The sequence below is a fragment of the Nesterenkonia sp. PF2B19 genome (genome assembly GCF_001758425.2).
GTDB classification, from domain to species: domain Bacteria; phylum Actinomycetota; class Actinomycetes; order Actinomycetales; family Micrococcaceae; genus Nesterenkonia; species Nesterenkonia aethiopica.
This window is the reverse complement of the sequence record NZ_MDSS02000062.1, coordinates 1-20,521: the sequence shown is the minus strand read 5'-3', so window position 1 is coordinate 20,521 and position 20,521 is coordinate 1. Positions and strand designations below refer to the sequence as shown.

17 protein-coding genes, 3 tRNA genes and 1 pseudogene are annotated in these 20,521 nt (G+C 68.2%); 9 read left to right on the top strand and 12 right to left on the bottom strand.

Translation table 11 applies throughout. The annotated features are described in order from the left end of the window. Both BCY76_RS14475 and pyrE read right to left on the bottom strand, forming a co-directional pair. Nucleotides 1-1,013, bottom strand: a 1,013-nt coding sequence (locus tag BCY76_RS14475; protein WP_201791148.1) for a dihydroxyacetone kinase subunit DhaK, incomplete at its 3' end; no start/stop codon positions are given. A gap of 110 nt (nt 1,014-1,123) precedes the next feature. Then, on the bottom strand, nt 1,124-1,720 hold the full coding sequence (gene pyrE / locus BCY76_RS14470) for an orotate phosphoribosyltransferase (protein ID WP_070158548.1): 597 nt from the start codon (nt 1,718-1,720) through the stop codon (nt 1,124-1,126). A gap of 79 nt (nt 1,721-1,799) precedes the next feature. Between pyrE and BCY76_RS14465 the strand changes: the two genes are divergently transcribed. Further along, a complete protein-coding gene (locus tag BCY76_RS14465) occupies nt 1,800-3,281 on the top strand; it encodes a potassium/proton antiporter (protein ID WP_085437851.1) in 1,482 nt (493 codons plus the stop codon). A 3-nt stretch (nt 3,282-3,284) separates the two neighbouring features. On the opposite strand, the gene BCY76_RS14460 is transcribed toward BCY76_RS14465, so the two are convergent. Continuing rightward, complete coding sequence (locus BCY76_RS14460) at nt 3,285-4,250, bottom strand: arsenic resistance protein (RefSeq protein WP_237090184.1); 966 nt, start codon at nt 4,248-4,250, stop codon at nt 3,285-3,287. Nucleotides 4,251-4,443: 193 nt separating this feature from the next. Between BCY76_RS14460 and nadE the strand changes: the two genes are divergently transcribed. The 3 genes from nadE (at nt 4,444) to BCY76_RS14445 (ending at nt 6,434) form a co-directional block, all read left to right on the top strand. Then, entirely contained in the window at nt 4,444-5,268 is an 825-nt protein-coding gene (gene nadE / locus BCY76_RS14455; protein WP_070158552.1) for an ammonia-dependent NAD(+) synthetase, read from the top strand. A gap of 70 nt (nt 5,269-5,338) precedes the next feature. Next, complete coding sequence (locus BCY76_RS14450; protein ID WP_201791147.1) at nt 5,339-5,617, top strand: superinfection immunity protein; 279 nt, start codon at nt 5,339-5,341, stop codon at nt 5,615-5,617. Nucleotides 5,618-5,630: 13 nt separating this feature from the next. Beyond that, entirely contained in the window at nt 5,631-6,434 is an 804-nt protein-coding gene (locus tag BCY76_RS14445) for an exodeoxyribonuclease III (RefSeq protein WP_070158559.1), read from the top strand. Nucleotides 6,435-6,536: 102 nt separating this feature from the next. Here BCY76_RS14445 and BCY76_RS14440 read toward each other — a convergent pair whose 3' ends face one another. From BCY76_RS14440 to BCY76_RS14405, 8 genes are all read right to left on the bottom strand, one after another. Then, the gene (locus BCY76_RS14440) at nt 6,537-7,502 is read right to left on the bottom strand and encodes a DUF4282 domain-containing protein (RefSeq protein ID WP_085437847.1); all 966 of its coding nucleotides are present in this window, start codon (nt 7,500-7,502) and stop codon (nt 6,537-6,539) included. Between the two features lie 149 nt (nt 7,503-7,651). Then, a tRNA-Phe gene (locus BCY76_RS14435) sits at nt 7,652-7,727 on the bottom strand. Nucleotides 7,728-7,772: 45 nt separating this feature from the next. Beyond that, a tRNA-Asp gene (locus BCY76_RS14430) sits at nt 7,773-7,846 on the bottom strand. Nucleotides 7,847-7,931: 85 nt separating this feature from the next. After that, nucleotides 7,932-8,004: transfer RNA gene (locus tag BCY76_RS14425), tRNA-Glu, on the bottom strand. 110 nt (nt 8,005-8,114) lie between these two features. Continuing rightward, a complete protein-coding gene (locus BCY76_RS14420; RefSeq protein ID WP_070158555.1) occupies nt 8,115-8,774 on the bottom strand; it encodes a DUF624 domain-containing protein in 660 nt (219 codons plus the stop codon). A gap of 195 nt (nt 8,775-8,969) precedes the next feature. Continuing rightward, nucleotides 8,970-10,649 (bottom strand): ABC transporter substrate-binding protein, encoded by a 1,680-nt coding sequence (locus BCY76_RS14415; protein WP_070158556.1) that lies wholly within the window; start codon nt 10,647-10,649, stop codon nt 8,970-8,972. Between the two features lie 112 nt (nt 10,650-10,761). After that, complete coding sequence (locus tag BCY76_RS14410) at nt 10,762-11,673, bottom strand: carbohydrate ABC transporter permease (RefSeq protein WP_201791149.1); 912 nt, start codon at nt 11,671-11,673, stop codon at nt 10,762-10,764. A 77-nt stretch (nt 11,674-11,750) separates the two neighbouring features. Then, the gene (locus BCY76_RS14405; protein ID WP_442935365.1) at nt 11,751-12,713 is read right to left on the bottom strand and encodes an ABC transporter permease; all 963 of its coding nucleotides are present in this window, start codon (nt 12,711-12,713) and stop codon (nt 11,751-11,753) included. Between the two features lie 330 nt (nt 12,714-13,043). On the opposite strand from BCY76_RS14405, the pseudogene BCY76_RS14400 reads away from it, so the two are divergent. The 5 genes and pseudogenes from BCY76_RS14400 (at nt 13,044) to BCY76_RS14380 (ending at nt 20,210) form a co-directional block, all read left to right on the top strand. Continuing rightward, nucleotides 13,044-13,408 (top strand): annotated as a pseudogene (locus BCY76_RS14400) (metallopeptidase family protein). Between the two features lie 551 nt (nt 13,409-13,959). Beyond that, entirely contained in the window at nt 13,960-16,797 is a 2,838-nt protein-coding gene (locus tag BCY76_RS14395) for a C40 family peptidase (protein ID WP_070158514.1), read from the top strand. Nucleotides 16,798-17,074: 277 nt separating this feature from the next. Beyond that, entirely contained in the window at nt 17,075-18,538 is a 1,464-nt protein-coding gene (locus BCY76_RS14390) for a NupC/NupG family nucleoside CNT transporter (protein WP_237090182.1), read from the top strand. Nucleotides 18,539-18,698: 160 nt separating this feature from the next. Then, nucleotides 18,699-19,775, top strand: coding sequence for a universal stress protein (locus BCY76_RS14385; protein ID WP_085437846.1), 1,077 nt, complete (start codon nt 18,699-18,701; stop codon nt 19,773-19,775). 45 nt (nt 19,776-19,820) lie between these two features. Further along, a complete protein-coding gene (locus tag BCY76_RS14380) occupies nt 19,821-20,210 on the top strand; it encodes a VOC family protein (RefSeq protein WP_070158512.1) in 390 nt (129 codons plus the stop codon). Between the two features lie 30 nt (nt 20,211-20,240). On the opposite strand, the gene BCY76_RS14375 is transcribed toward BCY76_RS14380, so the two are convergent. Next, on the bottom strand, nt 20,241-20,521 hold a 281-nt coding region (locus BCY76_RS14375; protein WP_237090181.1), incomplete at its 5' end, for a PfkB family carbohydrate kinase.

Genomic DNA, 20,521 nt, shown 5'->3' with positions numbered 1-20,521 from the left:
CCCACCGCCCGGAACCTTCTGCGGGCGCACGGACTGCTGGGCCGCACCCAGCCGGGCGCCGTCGTCGGGGCGTCCAGCGCGGCGACCAGCTCCTCGCTGGCCGGGGCGAGGGTCACGGAGAAGCCGTGCATGTCCAGGGAGGTCATCAGGCGGGCGGGCCCCAGCAGGCGGGTGACGGCGTCGCGGCCGAGCCGGTCGAGCAGCTCGTGGGTGAGCACCAGACCCTCCTGCGGGGAGCAGCCGCCCAGGTCGTTGAGCACAGCGACCACCCCGTGCTCGGACGTGCGGACGAACTCATCGGCATCGAGGGCGTCGAGCACCTGTTGCACCGCACCGGCGGCGCCGTCGACGTCGACCTCCCGGGCGCCCGGCTCGTTGTGGATGCCCAGCCCCAGCTCCGCCCCGCGGGTGGGCTCCGTGTCCTCGCCGGGCAGGGTGGCCGGGGTGAGGGCCAGTCCGATGGTGCGCAGACCGTCTGCGATCCGCTGCGCGGCCTCGGCCACCTGCTCCACGGAGGCCCCGGCGGCCGCCAGATGGCCGGCGACCTTGTGCACCAGCACGGTGCCGGCCAGCCCGCGGGGCTGCTCGATCTCCGGCAGGGAGACGTCGTCGGCCACCAGGACGGTACGCACGTCCAGGCCTTCCTCGCGGGCCCGCTCGGCGGCCAGGCCGAAGTTGAGCCGGTCGCCGGTGTAGTTCTTGATGATCAGCACACAGCCGGCCGGCCCGGTGACCGCCCGGATCGCCTCCAACACGGCGCTGACCGGCGGGGAGGCGAACAGTGAGCCGGGGACGGCGGCGGCGAGCATGCCGTCGCCGAGGAACCCGGCATGGGCCGGTTCATGCCCGGAGCCGCCGCCGCTGATCACGGCGACCCCGGCCTGCGGATCATGCCCGCGGCGGACGAGCACGGCGGTGCCGTCCGAGGTGCCGAGCCGATCGATCTCGGCGGTGGACAGCAGCGCGGAGAGCATCTCAGGCACCAGGTGCGCGCGGGAGTTGTAGAAGGCCACGGTCTTCCTCCATCCAGAGTGGTCCGTCAGTTCCTCATGCCTCCCGCGCGTCGCCGCTGGACCGCGACCCGTTCACGAGCCGCCCGGGCCGGAGCGTCGTCGGGAGGAGGTCAGTCGAGTCCGAGGTCGGACTTGGAGTACGCGAAGAGGTACGGCACCCCGGCGGAGTCCTCGATATGTTCCCGGGCGCCGGTATCGCGGTCCACGATGACCGCCACCGCCTGCACCAGGCCGCCGGCGTTGCGCACTCCCTCCACAGCGGTCAGCGCGGAACCGCCCGTAGTGGAGGTGTCCTCCAGGACCACGACCTTCCGGCCCTCCACGTTCGGGCCCTCCACCTGCCGACCCATGCCGTAGGACTTCTGGGCCTTGCGCACCACGAAGGCATCGACGGCCCGGCCCTGCTCGTGGGCGGCGTGCATGATGGCGGTGGCCACCGGGTCCGCCCCCATGGTCAGACCGCCGGCGGCCACGTAGTCGATGCCGGCGTCGTCGAGCAGGCGCATCATGACCCGGCCCACCAGGCGCGAGGCCTCATGGTGGAGCGTGATGCGGCGCAGGTCGATGTAGTAGTCGGCCTCCTTGCCGGAGGAGAGGGTCACCTTCCCGCGGACGACGGCGAGCTCACTGATGAGCTGCTTGAGCCGACGGCGCTCGGCGCTGGGAGTGGACACGTCCGTGCTGCTGCCGGTGGTGCTGGAGATCATGGGGCCATCCTACTGGTGGCGGCTCCGCTGACCAGTGCCCCACGGAGCTCCAGGTCGGCGGTCTGAAAGAATGGAAGCCATGGACCTCATCAACCTCTTCATGCTGCTCGCACCGCTCGTCCTGCTGGTCGCCATCGGCGGAGTGCGGGTGGGCACGAGGTTGGGTCTTCCCGCGCTGCTGCTGTTCCTGCTGGTCGGCATCATCCTGGGCGAGTCGGGAGTCGGGCTCCATTTCGACGACGCCGTCATCGCCCAAGGGCTCGGCTATGCCGCGCTGACGCTGATCCTGGCGGAAGGTGGGCTCAGCACGAAATGGGAGGACATCCGGCCCACGATCGGACTCTCCGCGGTCCTGGCCAGCGTCGGCGTCGTGGTCACCATCGGGCTGATGACCCTCATCGGCCACTACGCGCTCGGCCTTCCCCTGCTCCTGGCCCTGCTCTTCGGCGCCGTGAATGCGGGCACAGACGCCGCCGCCGTCTTCTCGGTCCTGCGTGGCATCCCCCTGCCTGCCCGCGTGCGGTCCGCCCTCGAAGGCGAGTCGGGGCTCAACGATGCTCCGACCGTGCTCATCGTCGCGGCGGCCACAGCGGCCGCTGTCGGGGCGCCCCAGCCGGGCGGCATCCCCGGTGTGGCGCTGCTGATCCTGGCGCAACTGGTGGGCGGCATCGTGCTGGGCGTGATGCTGGGGGCGCTGGGAGTGTTCGTCCTGCGCCGCTTCGCCCTTCCTGCTGCCGGCCTCTATCCCCTGGCTGCGCTGGCCTGGTCCGTGTTGGCCTACGGCATCGCCACCCAGATCAGCGTCTCCGGGTTCGCCGCCGTCTACATCTGCGCCATGGTGCTGGGCAACGGGAGGCTCCCCCATCGACGCGCCACGCAGGCATTCGCCGAAGGAACGGGCTGGCTGGCTCAGATCGGCCTGTTCGTGATGCTCGGGCTGCTTGCCAGCCCCAGCCGGATCACCTGGGATGTCGTCCTGCTGGGCTTCACCGCCGGACTCTTCCTGACGTTCGTGGTGCGCCCGGTGGCGGTGGTCCTCTGCGCCGTCTGGTTCCGGGTGCCCTGGCGAGAGCAGGCGTTCCTCTCGTGGGCGGGGCTGCGCGGGGCGGTGCCCATCATTCTGGCCACTGTCCCGATGGCCGCCCAGATGGAGGATGCGGACAGGCTGTTCGACGTCGTCCTGGTCTTCGTCATCGCCTACACGGCGATCCAGGCCCCCTCCCTGCCGTGGGTGGCCCGACGGCTGGGGCTCGTCGAGGACACGGCGGCCACCGCGGTGACCCTGGAGCCCGCTCCGCTGGACGAGCAGCGAGCGGACCTCGTGAAGGTGAAGCTGACCGGACACTGCGCTCTGGAGGGCATGCCGCTGAAGCACCTGGATCTTCCGGAGAGCGCCGACATCTCGCTGGTCATCCGCGCCGGCTCGGCGTTCGTGCCCGATGGGCGCACCGCCCTCCAGCTGTATGACGAGCTGCTGGTCGTCGCGCCGGCTGAGCACCGGGCGAACGTGGAGGCCTACTTCCGCGGGCTGCAGACGAAGGACCCTGACCAGGGAACGTGACCCTCACCGGGAGCCGCGGGGCCGCACCAGCGGCGCCAGCATCGCCAGTACTGGCAGCTCGATGAGCGGGCCGACCACCAGGGCCAGCGCGATGAGCGGCTGGTCGGGGAAGGCCGCCACGGCGATGCCCAGGGCGATGGGAGAGTTCCGCGCCACGGTGACCATCGTCAGCGTCACCCGCTGCTCTCCCGGCAGCCCCAGCAGCCGGGAGACCACGGTGGCGATCAGCGGCATCAGGACGAACCACGCCAGAAGCGGCGGGAGCAGCATCAGCAGCGTCCCTCCTGCCGTCCACACCGTCTCCGCCTGCCAGGCGAACATGGCACCCACAGCCAGGCAGAGCAGCGGCAGCGTGCTCCGGGACGCCCACCGGTCGAGCCGGCGGCGGGCCGAGGCTCCGCCCACCCTTCCCGCAGTCCTCCGCAGGATCGTCGCCGCAGCCAACGGCACCAGCAGCACCAGCGCCACGGCCTCCACCAGAACCCCTGCTTCCACAGGGGCTGCCTCACCGCCCAGGAGCAGCACGTAGACGGGCAGCAGCATCAGCTGGAGGACCAGGTTCACCGGCAGCAGGGCGACGGCGATGCCGGTGTGCCCGCGGGCCAGCGCGGTGAATACCAGGTACCAGTCGGTGCAGGGGGTGACCAGCAGGAGCAGCAGCCCGATGCGCAGGTCAGGCTGGGCGCCCAGCAGCCCGGCTCCGAGCGCCCAGGCGACCAGGGGCGTGAAGAGGTAGTTCATCACGAGGCTGGCCCCCACGAGCCGCCGGGCGCGGCTGACGTCACCGACACTACCGACGTCGACCTGGACGAAGAAGGCGGCGAGCATCACCAGCAGGGCCGGCAGCACGATGTGCTCGCCGAGCCCGGAGATCTGGTCCACGGAGCCGAGGCTGAGCCCCAGCAGGGCCGCCCCGGCCACGAGGAAGCCTTGGAGCCGCTCCGCCCAGGTCAGCTGTGCGACCTCCACCAGCGGTCAGCCGCTCTCGGAGTCGTAGTCTCGATGGGCTGCGACGGCCTTCTGCACGTCCAGCACCTCGCAGGACGTCATACGATGCCTCCTCCGCCGTCGGCACTTCCTGAGCCTCAGCCTACTGGGCCCCGGTGACGTGGCCCCCGAGCCGTCATATGCCTGTGACACGCGGCTCGGTAGACTCGGCGGCATGCGTGAGCTGCAGACTGCGATCATCACCGAGATGGGTGTCAAGCCGGAGATCGATCCCGCGGAGGAGGTCGAGCGCCGGGTCAGATTCCTGGCGGACTACCTGCTCAGCGCCCACGGCCGCTCCCTGGTGCTGGGGATCTCCGGCGGTGTGGACTCCACACTGGCCGGGGCATTGGCCCAGCGGGCGGCTGAGAGGCTGCGGGATGCGGGCCATGAGGTCCGGTTCCATGCGGTCCGACTCCCCCATGGTGTCCAGCATGATGAGGACGACGCCGCCCGCGCGGTGGAGTTCATCGGCGCCGACCACGTGCACACGGTCAACATCGAACAGGCCGTGACCGGCCTCGACGCAGCCTACGCCGAGACCATGGGCCGGCCCATGGAGGACTACCACCGCGGCAACGTGAAGGCCCGCCTGCGCATGACGGCCCAGTATGCGATCGCCGGCGAGCACGGGGGCCTGGTGGTCGGCACCGACCATGCGGCGGAGTCCATCACGGGGTTCTTCACCAAGCACGGCGACGGCGGCGCCGACGTGCTGCCCCTGTTCACCCTGAACAAGCGTCAGGTCCGCCAGATCCTGAAGCATCTGGGAGCGGATGAGGCCCTGTGGTCGAAGGCCCCCACCGCTGACCTGTTGGATGAGAACCCGGGCCAGCTGGACGAGACCGAGCTGGGCATGAGCTACGACGACATCGACGACTACCTGGAGGGCCGCGAGGTCCCGACGGACTTCGCCGAGATCATCGAACGACGCTACCTGGCCACCCGTCACAAGCGCGCCCTGCCGGTGACCATCCAGGACACCTGGTGGCGCAGCTGATCCCGTTGAGACTGGCCGCTGGCGCCCGAGTACCCTGGACTGACATCGCCCGCCCCACAGAGAGGCACCCATGTTCGAGATGAACGGCGCCGAAGGTGCCATCGTGGGCATCGTCATCGTCGTCGTCGGGCTCGTCGCCCTGGCCGTCTATTTTCTGCCGTCCCTCGTCGCCATGATCCGTAGCCACAACGTGGGCGGAGTGTTTCTGGTGAACCTGCTGCTCGGATGGTCGTTCATCGGGTGGGTGGTGGCTCTGGTGATGGCCTGCGGCTCGAAGCCCCAGCCCGCACAGGTCTACGTCCAGCACCAGCACGTTCCGCATCCGCCGCAGGGGAGCTGGCGCGGCTGATAGCGTGACCTCCGTGAGAATCGCGACCTGGAATGTGAACTCGATGCGCGCCCGGGCTGACCGGGTGGAGGCCTGGCTGGACCGTACGGACGTGGACGTCCTCGCCATCCAGGAGACCAAGTGCAAGGATGACAACTTCCCTTGGGAGGTCTTCGAGCACAACGGCTATGACGTCGCCCATTTCGGGCTGAACCAGTGGAACGGGGTGGCCATCGCCTCGCGGGTGGGGCTGTCCGACGTCGAGCGGACCTTCCCGGATCAGCCCGCCTTCGGCAAGGGCGGCAAGGACCCCATCCAGGAGGCTCGTGCGATCGCCGCCACCTGCGGCGGGGTGCGCACCTGGAGCCTCTACGTCCCCAACGGACGGGCGCTTCAGGACGAGCACATGGTCTACAAGCTCGCCTGGCTGCACCAGCTGCGGGAGCACGCCGAGACGTGGCTGACCGATGACCCGCAGGCCCAGGTGGCGCTGATGGGCGACTGGAACATCGCTCCGCAGGACGACGACGTCTGGGACATCGATTACTTCCGGGCCGAGGGGCTGACCCATGTCTCCGAGCCGGAGCGCGAGGCGTTCCGCGGTTTCCTGGAGGCCGGCTATGCCGACGTCGTGCGGCCCCACACCCCGGGCCCGGGCGTGTACACCTACTGGGACTACACGAAGCTCCGCTTCCCGAAGAAGGAGGGCATGCGCATCGACTTCGTGCTCGCCAGCCCGGCCCTGGCCGAACGCGTGGACTCGGCGTTCATCGACCGCGAGGAGCGCAAGGGCAAGGGCGCCTCGGACCACGCCCCCGTGGTGGTGGACCTGCGCTGACGCCCGCACCCGGGGCCGCATCCGCTCCGGGCATCACAGCAGACGACGACGGCGCCCGCCCCCTGTCGAGGTGCGCGCCGTCGTCGTCCAGAGACTCAGTGCTCAGGACCGGTCGCGGAGGTCCTGTCGCAGGTCCTCCAACTCCGTGCGCACACCGGCGGTGTTCTGCGAGGTGCGGACCATCGAGATGATGAATTCGAGGGTCACGCGGAACAGGATCAGGTAGATCACCAGGGGGATCCAGCCCAGCAACAGGGCCAGCAGGCCCGCGATCGCATCCACGCCGAATCCGGCGATGATGGACACCAACCAGGCCAGGCCCAGGAACGCCAGCAGGATGATGTAGATGAACTTGGCGAACTTCACCGAGACGAAGCTCTGGAAGCTGAAGTCGAACAGCGCACCGAAGAAGCCCTTGCCCTCCACCGTGTTCGGGCGACCGGCCGGCGCCGGGGCCCCGCCGGGCTGCTGGGCATACTGCTGCTGGTACTGCTGCTCGTACTGCTGCCCATAGGGCTGGCCGCCGTACTGCTGCTGCCCGTAGCCGGGCTGATGGGCGTAAGGGTCGGGCTGCTGGCCGTAGCCGTAGGCGGGCTGCGCCGAGGCGGCGGACTGGGCCTGCTGGTCAGCGGCGGCCTGCTGGCCGTAGTAGCCCGGCTGGGGCTGCTCGTAGGCACCGTGCCCCTCCTGGGCGGGCTGTCCATAGCCCTGCTGCGCGCCGGGGTGGCCCTGCTGGTGCGGGTCGTAGCCCTGACCGTGCTGGGCGGCGTCGTAGTGGTTCGGGTGCTGCCCCTCGTAGGGGTTCTGCCCGTAGCCCGGCTGAGGCTGCTGCTCAGGGGGCAGCTGCTGGTCGAAGGGCTGACCGGTCTCGGCGGCCGAGGAGGCTGAGGCTCCGGAGACGGCGTCGGCGGTGGGCTCCGGGGTGGGCTCCTGCGCCCCGGGGAAGCCGGGCTCCGGGTACGGCTGGGTCTGCTGCTCTCCCTGCTGCTCGGGGGTGCCCTCAGAGGCCTGCTCCCCGTTCTGGTCGTGGTGGTCGTCGGGGCCGGGGTGTCCGGGCTGCTGCGTCATGGCGCCTCCTGAGGTCTGCGTCGCGTCATTCACTTCACAACCTATACGAGTCAGCGCTCAGCAGTCGATGTCTCGGCGGGGCTGAGGCCGGGGCGCGTCATACGGACCCCAGACACGACGAAACCCCCGCCGGAAGCGGGGGTTTCGGGTGGTGGCTCCGACCGGCGTCGATCCGGTGACCTTTCGATTTTCAGTCGAACGCTCTACCAACTGAGCTACAGAGCCGGGGCGCCATCACAAGATGACTTCACTCTCCTCCGAGAGCTGGAGCGACCCAGACGGGACTTGAACCCGCGACCTCCACCGTGACAGGGTGGCGCGCTAACCAACTGCGCCACTGGGCCTTGCTTTTTCAGTTGTCCGTGCCGCTTGGCACGGTTAGAAACTCTATCAGAGCTTCTCGCTGGGCTCCAAATCGGAGCTTCGCAGTACCCCCAACGGGATTCGAACCCGTGCCGCCGCCGTGAAAGGGCGGTGTCCTAGGCCGCTAGACGATGGGGGCGCGATCCCGTGGTGGACCACTGAAATTCTAGGCGCAGGCCGTACCAGCCAGCAAATCACACGTCGGCCGGCGTCGCCACCCCGGCACGTTCCGCACTCCGGCGGGCATGCTCACCCGGCGACGAGATCCTGCCGGATCTGCACCAGCATGGGGCGCACGGTGCGGGCCAGCAGCCACAGGAACACCGAGGCCAGGAGCACCCCGACCCAGTCGGACCACAGCACCACCACGGCACCGACCACCACGAACAGCCCCAGCACCCCCAGGGCGGCGAGCGGGGCGGAGGCCACCCCGTACATCACCACACTGAACAGGTCCCGAGTGCGGAAGTCGAAGGTCGCGATGATCACGAGCATCGCCACCGCCACGAGCACGACGGCGCCCGCCACCACTGCCCCGCCCAGCAGGATCGCGCCGGGCACCTGCGCGAAGGCCGCATTGAAGGCGGCCAGTGTGGCGAAGATCACGGCGGGGGCCCAGACGACCATCGTCTGCCGGAAGCCTTCGACCCATCCCTTCCAGTACCGCAGCCAGGGGATGATGTCGGCGTCCGCCCGCCAGGCGTAGACCCCGGCGGTGATGGCCGGGCCGAACGCGAGGGCGAAGAGCCCGTAGAGGGGGATGTTGCTCGGATCCTGGTCCAGCAGGATGATGCCGATCAGCGCAGGCAGAGTGGCCACCACGAACGCCACTTCGATGACGATCATCCGATAGACGGCATTGGTGACCCGCGCCAGCGGGCCCTCCCTCTCCGAGTCCATGATGCTCATCCCTCACCTTCCTGCGCACTCGGTCGCCGACGGCCCGTCTCGACGCGTCGCCGTTCACCATGATCCATCACAGGACCCCACACGACGACGTCCGCGCCCGGCGCCGACTCATAGCCGGACCCGGGCGCGGACTCGCCGGACGTCCTCGGGCTGTCCCCTCTCACCCGCGCCGGACAGTGCCCCGGGGCTGACCGATCACTGGTCCATGTCCGCTTCGACGCCGTCGATCTCCTGCTGGGCCCGTTCATAGGCCTCATTGTGCTTATCGATGTAGTCGGCCATGCCCTGACCCTCCAGCTCACTGACGAAGGCGTCCCAGTCCTCGAGGTCACGCTGCCCCAGGATGAACTGCGCAGTGGCCGTGGACACGGTGTCGTTCAGCGCCGTCTCGGTCAGGGAGACCTGCTCCCGCTCGAGCTCATCCAACGGCGTGGCGGGCACGACCGGGGTCCGCTCCTTGTCCGCCATCGACTCGCGGAACTCGACCACCTCGTCACGCAGCATCGACTGCACCAGGTCGGTGGTGGAGCCGTGAGCCGGCATGAAGACGCCGTTGTGGAAGCCGTAGTCGGCGGAGAGCTCCTCATCCCCCTCGGGATTCAGCCCGTGGATGTCGATGCTGTCGGCCAGCACACGCTCGTCGCCCTCACGCTCGAAGGTCTCGCCCTCCACACCCCACTTGGCGAACTCCAGTCCCTCGTCGGAGTAGTACAGCCAGTCGATGAACTGCAGCAGGGCCACGAAGTTCTCCTGCTCGGCCACCGAGGAGGAGAGCACCAGCCCGGATTCGGTCTGGCCGCCGGGGGCGATGTCCCCTGCGGGGCCGGCCGGAACCCGGATCAGCCTGACCTCCATGTCGTCTTCGCCCACCTCCTCGATCGAGGTGCGATAGGACAGGATCTCCTGGTCGTTGCCGCCGATGGCCGCAGACTGCCCGGAGGCGAACTTCTGAATGGCCTGATCGTCGTCCTGGACCAGGGACTCGGAGTCCATCAGCCCGTCGTCCACAAGCCCGTGGAAGTACTCGAGCAGGTCCCGGTACTCGTCCTGAGCAGCTGTATAGGTGAACTCCTCAGCAGCCTCGTCCCAGTAGGCACCGCTGTACCCCCAACCGGCCTGTGTGCCGAAGTTGGGTGCCGCGAAGCTCAGCGTCGCATCCATCTGCCACCGATCAGAGAACGGCACCATGTCCGGATACGCCTCCTTCACCCCGCGCAGCTGCTCGGCGAACTCGTCCCAGGTCTCCGGCTCGTCATAGCCGAGCTCCTCCCAGATGTCCCAGCGGACCGCCACGGAGTACTGGTCCTGCGGAGACTCATGCAGACCGGGCAGGATGTAGAACTTGCCGTCGTCCTGGTAGAGGCTGTCGATATCCTCCTCGAGGCCCCAGTCCTCCACCTTCTGGGTGAAGTTCGGCATGTGCTCCAGATAGTCGCTGACCGGCAGCAGCGCGCCGCCCGAGATGAACTGGGTCTCATCCCCGGGGTAGACGACGGGGATGAAGTCAGGGGCGTCTCCGGCTCCGATGACCAGGGATCGCCGCTCCTCCCAGTCGGAGAGCGGGGCGTTCTCAGCGGACAAGGTGACGTTGTGGTCCTCCTCGAGGTGCTCGAAGAAGGACCAGTCGTTCCGGAGCGGATAGTTCGGGTGGTCCCGATAGAGCAGAGAGAACTCCACCGGCTCGGTCGCCACGAAAGTGTCGCCGACGTCGTAGTCCTCCATCGCGCCGACACCCACCTCCTCCATGTCGACCTCGGCGTCCGCGTCCCCGTCGGCCGCGCCGCCGCAGGCCGAGAGGACCAGGGACCCTGCCGCCAAAGCGGCGGCGACCGGCAGCAGCCGACGTCGCTGTCCTGCTGTGGTTGTGATGATCATGATGCGAGTGTTCCTTTCTGAAGGCGTCCGGGACATCGGGTCCCGGACGTCGTGAACCTGGACATGCATCGCCAGAGAGTCATGGAGGGGAGGTGGGCGCCGTCGGGCGTCCTCACTGTTTGACGGAACCCAGCATGATCCCCCGCACGAAGTACTTCTGCAGGAACGGATACAGACAGATGATCGGCAACGTGGTCAGCAACATCGTCACCGCCCGCACATTCGACGCGATCTGCGTCGCCTCCGCCGATTCCCCACCCAACTGCTCAGTCCCCGTCGCTCCCGCCAAAAGATTCCGCAGATACACCGTCACCGGATACAGCTCCCGACGATCCAGATACAGAAACGCCTGGAACCACGCATTCCAGAAACTGACCGCATAGAACAGGATCATCGTCGCGATCACCGCCTTCGACAACGGAATCACCACCCGCCACAAGATCCCATACGTCGTCAACCCATCAATCTGCGCAGCCTCTTCCAACTCCGTCGAGAAATTCTCAAAAAACGCCTTCATCACCAACAGATTGAAGATACTGATCGCGTTCGGCAACACGATCGCCCAGATCGTATTCGTCATCCCCAACGCATTGATCAACACATAATTCGGGATCAGCCCACCATTGAAGAACATCGTGAACACCGCGACCCCGATGAAGAACCCCCGACCCTTCAGATGCCGCTTCGAGAGCGCATAGGCAAACGACGTCGTCAACACCATCGCGATCGCCGTGGCCACCACCGTATAGATCACCGTATTGGCATAATTACGCCAGAACATCGCATCCGACATCACCACCTCGAACGTGGTCACGTTGAACCCCCGCGGGATGATGTTGACCTGCCCGGAGTTGATATACCCCTCCGAGGAGAACGACTGAGCGATGATGTTCACGAACGGATACAACGTCACCGCGCAGATCACCACGATCAACACACCATTGACCACCCGGAAGACCGAATACGACCGCGAATCCCTGATCGCCGTAGACCGCGAACCACGCGGCCCCCCACCCCCAGGCACACCCGAGGACCCCGGACCACCCGGAGGCACCCCCGTCCCAGCAGGCCGCACCCTCTCCGGGGCTTGCGCATTGATAGTCACCACAGGCTGTTTCCTCCCAGCTTTCGTGCGATCCCATTGGCCGAGAGGATCAGGATCAACCCGATGATCGCCTCGAAGAGCCCGATAGCGGTCGCATACGAGAAGTTCGAACTGGTGATACCCACCCGATACACATAGGTGGCAATGATGTCCGCGGTCTCATAGATCAACGGGTTATAGAGCAACAACACCTTCTCGAACCCCACCGCCATGAACGTGCCCACATTCAGAATCAGCAGCACCACCATCGTGGGCATGATCCCCGGGATCGTGACATGCCACATCTGCTTCCACCGATTCGCCCCATCAATCCGAGCCGCTTCATAGAGCTGCGGATCAATCGTGGTCAACGCCGCCAGATACAGGATGGTCCCCCACCCCACCGTCTGCCACACCTCCGAGGAGACATAGATCGCCCGGAACCACTCCGGCTGCTGCATGAACGCGATCCGCTCCACCCCGAAGACACCCAACACCTGATTCAACGTCCCGTTCAACGAGGTCAGCTGCAACACGATCCCCGCCACAATCACGATCGACATGAAATGCGGCAGATACGAAATCGACTGAGCCACCCGCTTGAACACCGTGGACCGCAGCTCGTTGAACATCAACGCCAAGACGATCGGCAACGGGAAACACACCGCCAACGTCAACCCACCCAGAATCACCGTGTTCCAGAACACCCGCCAGAACGTCGGATCATGGATGAACATCTCGATGTAATGGAACCCCACCCACTCATCACCAAAGATGCTCGACCCCGGACGGAACCGCCGAAACGCGATCACATTCCCCGCCATCGGCAGATACCGGAAGATCAGCAGAAACACCACCGGCAGCACCAACAAGCTGTACAGCCGCCAATCCTTCCGCAACGCATGCCGCCACGTATTGGTGTCATTGGTCCCCGCATACCCACCCCGACCACGGCGTCCCGGGGGCCGGAGGTTCGGCACGGCGCCGATCCTCCGGGTGGTGGGAGCCGTGGCCCCCTCCGTCTCGCCTATCGCTGTCACAGTGTCCTCCCCGTCCTGATCCGGCTCCACGGCCTGAGCGGTGCGAGCATTCCCGCGGCTCGAGGTCGATCCCGGCTGCGGCGTCCTTTTGTCCTGCGATACGACACAAATGTAAGCGGGATCACACCAGCCGTGTCAAGGGTTTTCCCAGACTTTCTGTGATCGATCACAGTTCCCCCCGGTCAGGAGCGCTCACCGCATAGATCTCATCTGCCCCACAACACACACGCCGGCGGCGACGCTCCACGGAGGGCCCCTAGACTGGAGCCCATGCCGGTTCAGATGAGCGACGAGGACTTCGACGAGGCAGCCGCCCGCGCCCTGGAGATGATCCCGCAGGCCCTGCGAGACAAGCTGGACAACGTCGCCGTCTTCGTGGAGGACCGCTACGAGCCGGAGCCCGGCGAGCACCCGGACACGGTGCTGCTGGGCCTCTATGAGGCATCCCGTTGACCGAGCGCGGCGGGGAGCCGTGGGCCATGCCGGACCGCATCACCCTGTACAAGGAGCCGATCCTGCAGATGTGCTCCACACGCGACGAGGTCGTCGAACAGGTGACCATCACCGTCGTTCACGAGGTCGCCCATTTCTTCGGCATCGACGACGCGACGCTGCATCGCCTCGGCTGGGGATGAGCGCGCCGGACTACAGGGCGCACAGCCCCCTCTCCCCACCCCTGAGGCCAGGCGGTATCACATGAGGAAGTCGAAGTCACGGAAGCTCAACCTTCAACCTACTTGAAGGTTGAGCGATACCTTTCCGTGACCTCCGATCCCCGGAATGACGCGGATCCGGGCCTCACAGGTAGATCACAGGAACGACACGAGCTGTTGCCAAGGTGACGAAACCGCAACTATCGTGACGGGTGTAGCGCCACATGGCCGTCATGCGATTCCCTTCTCTGACGGTCGTCGGCACCACTGTCACCCGTGACGGCGTCAACACGTCCGAGCGGAACGGAGGCCCCTGACAGGGTCTGCGGGACAGCAGGGCCGGAGACCGTCGGTGTCGCCGATGAGAGTCCTGGGGCACTGGTCCGACAATCCCATCGCGGGAGCTCTGCGCGTCGTCGCGGTCCGCAGATCTCCACGGTCGAACCAGCACCCCACAGGACCGAGGCGTCCGCATCCAGCGGCCGGCCCGAGCGCGTGGTGCTGCGCCCGTGAGGAACAAGTGAGGAACTACCGTGAAGAACCGCCGCAATCTCGGCGTGGCAGCAGTGACTGCCGCCGTCGTGACGACTGCCCTGGTCGGGACGACGCTTCCCGATCTGCTGGCTGACCGCGCCGCCAGCACCGTCCAGCAGCAGAACCAGAACGCCGAGGGATCCGCAGCCTCCGTCGTGGTGACCGAGCTTCCGGAAGTGCCCTCGGCCAAGGAGATCTCCAGCGCCAAGGAATCCTCCCAGGCGACGGACCAGATGATCTCCGAGATCAACGAGCGACTCTCGCAGGCCAACCAGCGCGCTCTGGAGCTCGAGGCCGCGGTGCAGATGGAGCACCAGAACGCCCTCGAGGCCGAGCAGGAGGCCGCTGAGGCCGCCGCCGCAGCCGAGGCAGCCCGAGAGGCCGCCGAGACCGCCGACTCCGGCGCGGCTGAACAGTACGCCGCCGGCGACACCGGTGCGGGCGACGTCCTCCTCTCCGAGGATGAGAACGCCCTGGCGGACGCCGCCACCGAACAGCGGCTCGAGGAGCAGGCCGAGTCCGACGCCGCGCAGGCCGAGCAGGAATCCTCCGAGGCCGACGCGCTGGCCGAACAGGCCGCCCAGCAGTCCACGGCCGCCGCCGAAGCTGCCGAGGCCGCTGACCGGCAGTCCGAGGAGAGCGCCGAGCACGTCACCCAGGTCGGTGAGCGCGCCCTCGAGCTCATCGAAGAGCTGGCCGACCTCAAGGGCGTTCCCGTGGAGATCCTCCGCGCCCAGATCGAGGCGAACTCAGACTTCCACGACGAGAACGGCAACGTCGACCCGCAGCAGATCGCCTACCGCATCGCGCAGCTGCGCGAGATGATGTCGGCCGACTCCGAGGACGAGGAGTCAGCGGAGGACGCCGAGGACGAGACCGCCGAGGACTCGTCGGACGATGAAGAAGGGGAAGCTTCATCGCCCGACGAGTCCGAGGCCCCCGACCCTGCCGATGCTGAGCTCCCGGCTCAGAGCCTCGACCAGTACCTCGAAGGGACCCGGGAGCTCGTGCAGCGCCTGGCCGAGCTGGAGGACACGGACGTCGAGTCCCTGTTCGCCGAGCTCATCGAGGACGAGGACTTCCTGGACGAGGACGGCCTGCTGGACCACTCCGCCGTGCTGGCACGCGTCTACGAGCTCGAGCCGGAGCCTGAGCCTGAGCCTGAGCCCGAGGATGAAGACGAGGACGCTGAAGGCACTGAGGACGAGGATGCCGATGACGCCGCGGCAGACGAGACCTCGGCAGACGAGACCTCCGAGGAGGAGGACGCCCCGGCAACCTCCTCGCACCGCCTGGAGGACTACCTGCCCGGCACCCAGGGCCTGGTGGAGCGCCTCGCCGAGCTGGAGGACACCGACGTCGAGTCGCTGTTCGCCGAGCTCATCGCCGACGACGACTACACCGACTCCGACGGCCTGCTCGACCACGCAGCCATCCAGGCCCGTGTCTACGAGCTCGAGCCGGAGCCCGAGCCGGAGCCTGAGGAAGATGAGGCCAGCGAGGACGAGGCCAGCGACGCCGACGCGTCCGAGGACGAGGCTGCCGAGGAGGAGCCGGCCCAGCCGGCCCACCGCCTGGACGACTACCTGCCCGGCACCCAGGGGCTCGTCAAGGAGCTCGCCGAGCTCGAGGACGAGTCCGTGGAATCGATGTTCGCCAAGCTGATCGACGACTCGGACTTCACCGACTCCGACGGCCTGCTGGACCACAGCGCCATCCGCGCCCGGGTCGCCGAGCTCACGCCCGAACCGGAGCCCGAGCCTGAACCCGAGGAGGAGAGCAGCTCCTCGAACTCCTCGAACTCCTCGGAGGAGAGCGCACCGCAGCCGTCGGGACCCAGCTTGGACCAGTACCTGCCGGGCACCCGCTCGCTGGTCGAGGAGCTCGCCGAGCTCGAGGGCGAATCCGCCTCGGACATGTTCGAGAAGCTGATCAACGACTCGGACTTCACCGACTCCTCGGGTCTGCTGGACCACAGCGCCATCCGCGCCCGGGTTGCCGAGCTCACCCCTGAGCCGGAGCCCGAGCCGGAGCCCGAGGAGAGCAGCAGCTCCTCGAGCTCCGACTCGTCGAACTCCGGGTCCTCGAACTCCGGGTCCTCGAACTCCGGGTCCTCCGGCAGCAGCTCCTCGCAGCCGACCGGACCCAGCCTGGACCAGTACCTGCCGGGCACCCGCGCCCTGGTGGAGCAGCTGGCCGAGCTGCGCGGCGACGGCGTGCAGGAGACCTTCGAGTCCGTCCTGGGCGACTCCGACCTCGTGGGCAGCAATGGCGTCATCGACCACGCCGCCCTGCAGCGCGAGGTCAACCGGCTCACCCCGGCCCCCGAGCCTGAGCCGGAGCCCGAGCCCGCCCCGGAGGAGAGCAGCAGCTCCTCCGGCTCTGGGTCCTCGGACTCCGGGTCCTCCAGCTCCGGCAGCTCGAGCTCCGGCTCGGGAAGCCAGTCGGTGGCAGCCGGCAGCTCCTCGGCGGCACAGATCGCCGTGGACTTCGCGGTCGGCAAGGTCAACGAGCCTGGAACCCACTACGTGCTGGGCGCCACCGGCCCGAAGGCCTGGGACTGCTCCTCGCTGATGCAGGCCTCCTTCGCCCAGGCGGGGATCTCCCTGCCGCGCACCGCGCACCAGCAGTTCCAGGGCGGCCAGTCGGTCTCGCTGGACAACCTGCAGCCCGGGGACATCGTGTTCTGGGTCAACGGCGGCCGCGCCACCCACAACGCGATCTACATCGGCAACGGCCAGGTCGCCCATGCGAGGAACCCGCAGGCGGGTCTGAGCATCACCTCGCTGTACTACGCCTACCAGGACCCGCACCCGGTGGCGAAGCGCTACTGGTGATCCGCCGGCAGGCGACCACCAGCTGACGACGGCGGGCTCGGACGGACCCTGTGTCCGACCGGGCCCGCCGTCGTCGTCCGCCCCATCACCTTCTGGACCTCGGGCCGCGTCTGCTGGGAGACCACACGTCGCCGCGGAACCGGTCGGTGTGGCGTACAGCTCACCTATTCGGCATACTTGCCTGATATTCGGGGACTCCCCCATTGATCCTGCGGCCCGCGGACACCCCGACGGTTCGCCGCAAGTCATCACTCCACATCTGAGAGGAAAGGCTCTCGTGATCAACATCCTCTGGGGCATCATGGGCATGACCGTGGTGCTCGCCATCGCCATCCTGTTCTCCGTGGACCGGCGCAAGATCAAGGTCCGCACCGTCGCGGTCGCCCTGGCCATCCAGGTGTTCTTCGCCGTCTTCGTGCTCTACCTCCCGTGGGGCCAGACCGCCCTGGCCGGGGCCACTCGCGTCGTGCAGAGCGTCATCGACGTCTCCGGCGAAGGCATCGACTTCCTCTTCGGAGACCTCGCCGGCGAGGGGATGTTCTCCTTCGCGCTGGCGGTGCTGCCGGTGATCATCTTCTTCGCGTCGCTGACCGCGGTGCTCTACCACCTGAAGATCCTGCAGTTCGTGGTCCGCGTCATCGGCGGTGCGCTGCAGAAGCTGCTGGGCACTTCCCGGGCGGAGTCCATGAGCGCCGCCGCGAACATCTTCGTCGGCCAGACCGAGGCCCCGCTGGTCATCCGCCCGTACATCGCGGGGATGACCAAGTCCGAGCTCTTCGCCGTCATGGTGGGCGGCCTCTCCACCGTGGCCGGCTCCGTGCTGGTGGGCTACGCAGGGATGGGCGCCAGCTTGGAGTACCTGATCGCCGCCAGCTTCATGGCCGCCCCCGGCGCTCTGCTGATGGCCAAGATCATCATCCCGGCCGGTTCCTTCGACGAGATCGACGCCGGCAAGTCCGAGCGCCAGGCCGGCGATGAGGCCACCCTCGGCGGCAGCCGATACACGAAGGGCCGCAAGACGGCCGCCGCCGGCGCTGACGCCGCCGGGGACCAGGCCGCAGCAGGCACCGCGACGCTGACGGAGGACCGTGGTGCCGACGACGACGTCACCGGCACCACGGACGCCACCGATGCGCCGGAGTCTGAGGAGTCGGCAGGGAACAGCCCCCGCCCCGGCGACTCGGTCGTCGACCCGGCCGCGGCCGCCGCCGGTGCTGAGGAGAAGCCTCGCAACGTCATCGACGCCGCCGCGCGTGGCGCCGGGGACGGCCTGCGTCTCGCCGCGAACGTCGGAGCCATGCTGCTGGCGTTCATCTCACTGATCGCACTGATCAACCTCGGCATCGGCCAGGTCGGCGGCTGGTTCGGCGCCCCCGACCTGACCTTCGAGCAGATCATGGGTTACGTGTTCGCGCCGCTGATGTGGGCCGTGGGCATCCCCTGGGAGGAGGCCGTGGCCGCAGGGTCGTTCCTGGGCCAGAAGCTGGTGCTCAATGAGTTCGTCGCGTTCGCCGACTTCGCGCCCCAGGCCGACGCGTTCTCCGTGAAGTCACAGGCGGTCATCACCTTCGCACTGACCGGCTTCGCGAACTTCAGCTCCATGGCCATCCTGCTCGGCGGACTGGGCGGGATCGCGAAGAACCGTCGGTCGGACATCGCTCAGCTGGGTCTGCGCGCTGTGCTCGCCGGCACGCTGGCCAACCTGATGAGCGCGTCGATCGTGGGCATGATGATCTTCTGACCCCTGGGCCATCACGGTGCGACCCCGTCGCACACCCGCGCCCCAGCTCCCCCGCCGAACCGGCCGGTGAGCTGGGGCGTTCCATGTCTCGTACCGTACGAGGCCTGGGCTGTACCATGGGGTCACCCCACGCGGGACCCGACGCGCCTTGGAGGTCAGGATGAACGTCGTACCAGCTCAGAACCCCGGACAGGGCACCTCCGGCCAGGGGCCGGGCGGCTCCCGACGGCACGGTGTGGTCGTCGGCGTCGACGGCTCGGAGCAGTCGCTGCGCGCCGCCCACTGGGCCGCTGCGGAGGCCAATCGTCGGCAGCTTCCGCTGACGGTTGTCACGGCCTACTCGTTGCCGGCCTTCGCCGCCTCCTCCATGGACGGCGGCTATGCGCTCATGGACGAGTCAGCACTGCGGCAGGGCTCGGAGAAGGTCATCGACCAGGCCAAGGAGTTCCTGCGGGACTACCCGGGCGAGGTGGAGTACGCCATCGAGTCCGGCGACCCCGCCGGGGTGCTGCTGGACTACTCCCAGGAGTCCGAGGTCCTGGTGGTCGGCAGCCGCGGCCGCGGCGGCTTCCTGGGCCGGCTGCTGGGGTCGGTGTCCGCCGCCCTGCCGGCCCATGCCAAGTGCCCCACCGTGGTGGTGCCGCTGAAGTTCTCCTGCCAGGAGTCCAACGCCGTCACCACCGCCACCGGCGCGATCCCCATCATCGCCCCGGACACCGCAGCGGCGGACGGGTCCGCCGAATCCGCGCGCCGCAGTGATGACAAGCGACCCGTGGTCGCCGGCGTGGACGGCTCCGACTACGGCCGGGTCGCGGCCCTGGTGGCCGCACGGGAGGCCAGTGAACGCGGCACCCGGCTGCGTATCGTCTGCGCCCTCCCCCCGCTGGGCGCCACGCTGGTGTGGATCCCCACCCACGTGGAGGACGGCCAGGCGGTGGAGGAGCTGCGCGAGAAGCTCGAGGCCGGGCGCCGCTGGCTCCACAGCCACTACCCGAACCTGCACATCGACGCCGAGGTCATCGACGGCACCGCCGTGGACGTCCTGGTGGAGGAGACCCGCCACGCGCAGCTCACAGTGCTGGGTACCCGGGGCCGCGGAGGCTTCGCCGGCATGCTGCTGGGGTCAACCTCCCAGGGCGTGCTCCACCACGCCGAGGGTCCGCTGATGGTGGTCCCGGAGAAGAAGGACCGGCGACTCGCCGACCGGCCCGAGTTCGGCCCGGTCCTCGGCGAGTGAGCCTCCTTCGGGGAGGCGGGCCTGGGCGGCAGGAGAGGACGGATCATGAGCATCGGCGGAGTGGGCAAGGTCGCCATCGGCGTGCGGGACCAGCAGCGGGCGCTGTCCTTCTGGGTGGACGTCGTGGGCTGCCAGGTGGCGATCGACGCGCCCTACGGCGAGAGCGGCGAACGCTGGCTCGAGGTCACCACGCCTGACGGACAGACCCGGCTGGTGCTCAGCCTCGACCCGGACGGCGAACACACCCAGGATGCTCCGGAGGGCCTGCCCACCTCGGAGGTCTTCTTCTACGCGGAGGACCTGAGAGCGACCTACGAGGTGCTGACCGCCCGGGGTGTGCGATTCCCGACCCCGCCCCAGGAGCACCCCTGGGGCTGGTGGTCGCTGTTCGAGGACACCGAGGGGAACCGATTCGCCCTACAGCAGCGCGGCTGAGCCGCTGAGCGCCCTGCCTGGCGCTGCGGCTCACGACGTCGGCTGGGCCCCGGTGGTCCGGACGGCGTCGGCCCCTGCACGCACACCGCGACGCACCGCCTCCTCCACGGAGGCGTCGGCGTCGAGCGCCGCCGCCAGGGCGCCCACGAACGCGTCCCCCGCCCCGGTGGTGTCCACCACGTCCACTGCGGGTGCCGGCACATGTGTGACCTCGACGCCGGACCCCGGCAGGGACCGGCCGAGGTAGGCCCCGGCCGCCCCGGCCGTCATCACCACCGAGGGCCTCGCCGTCGGAGACCAGCACCCGCACG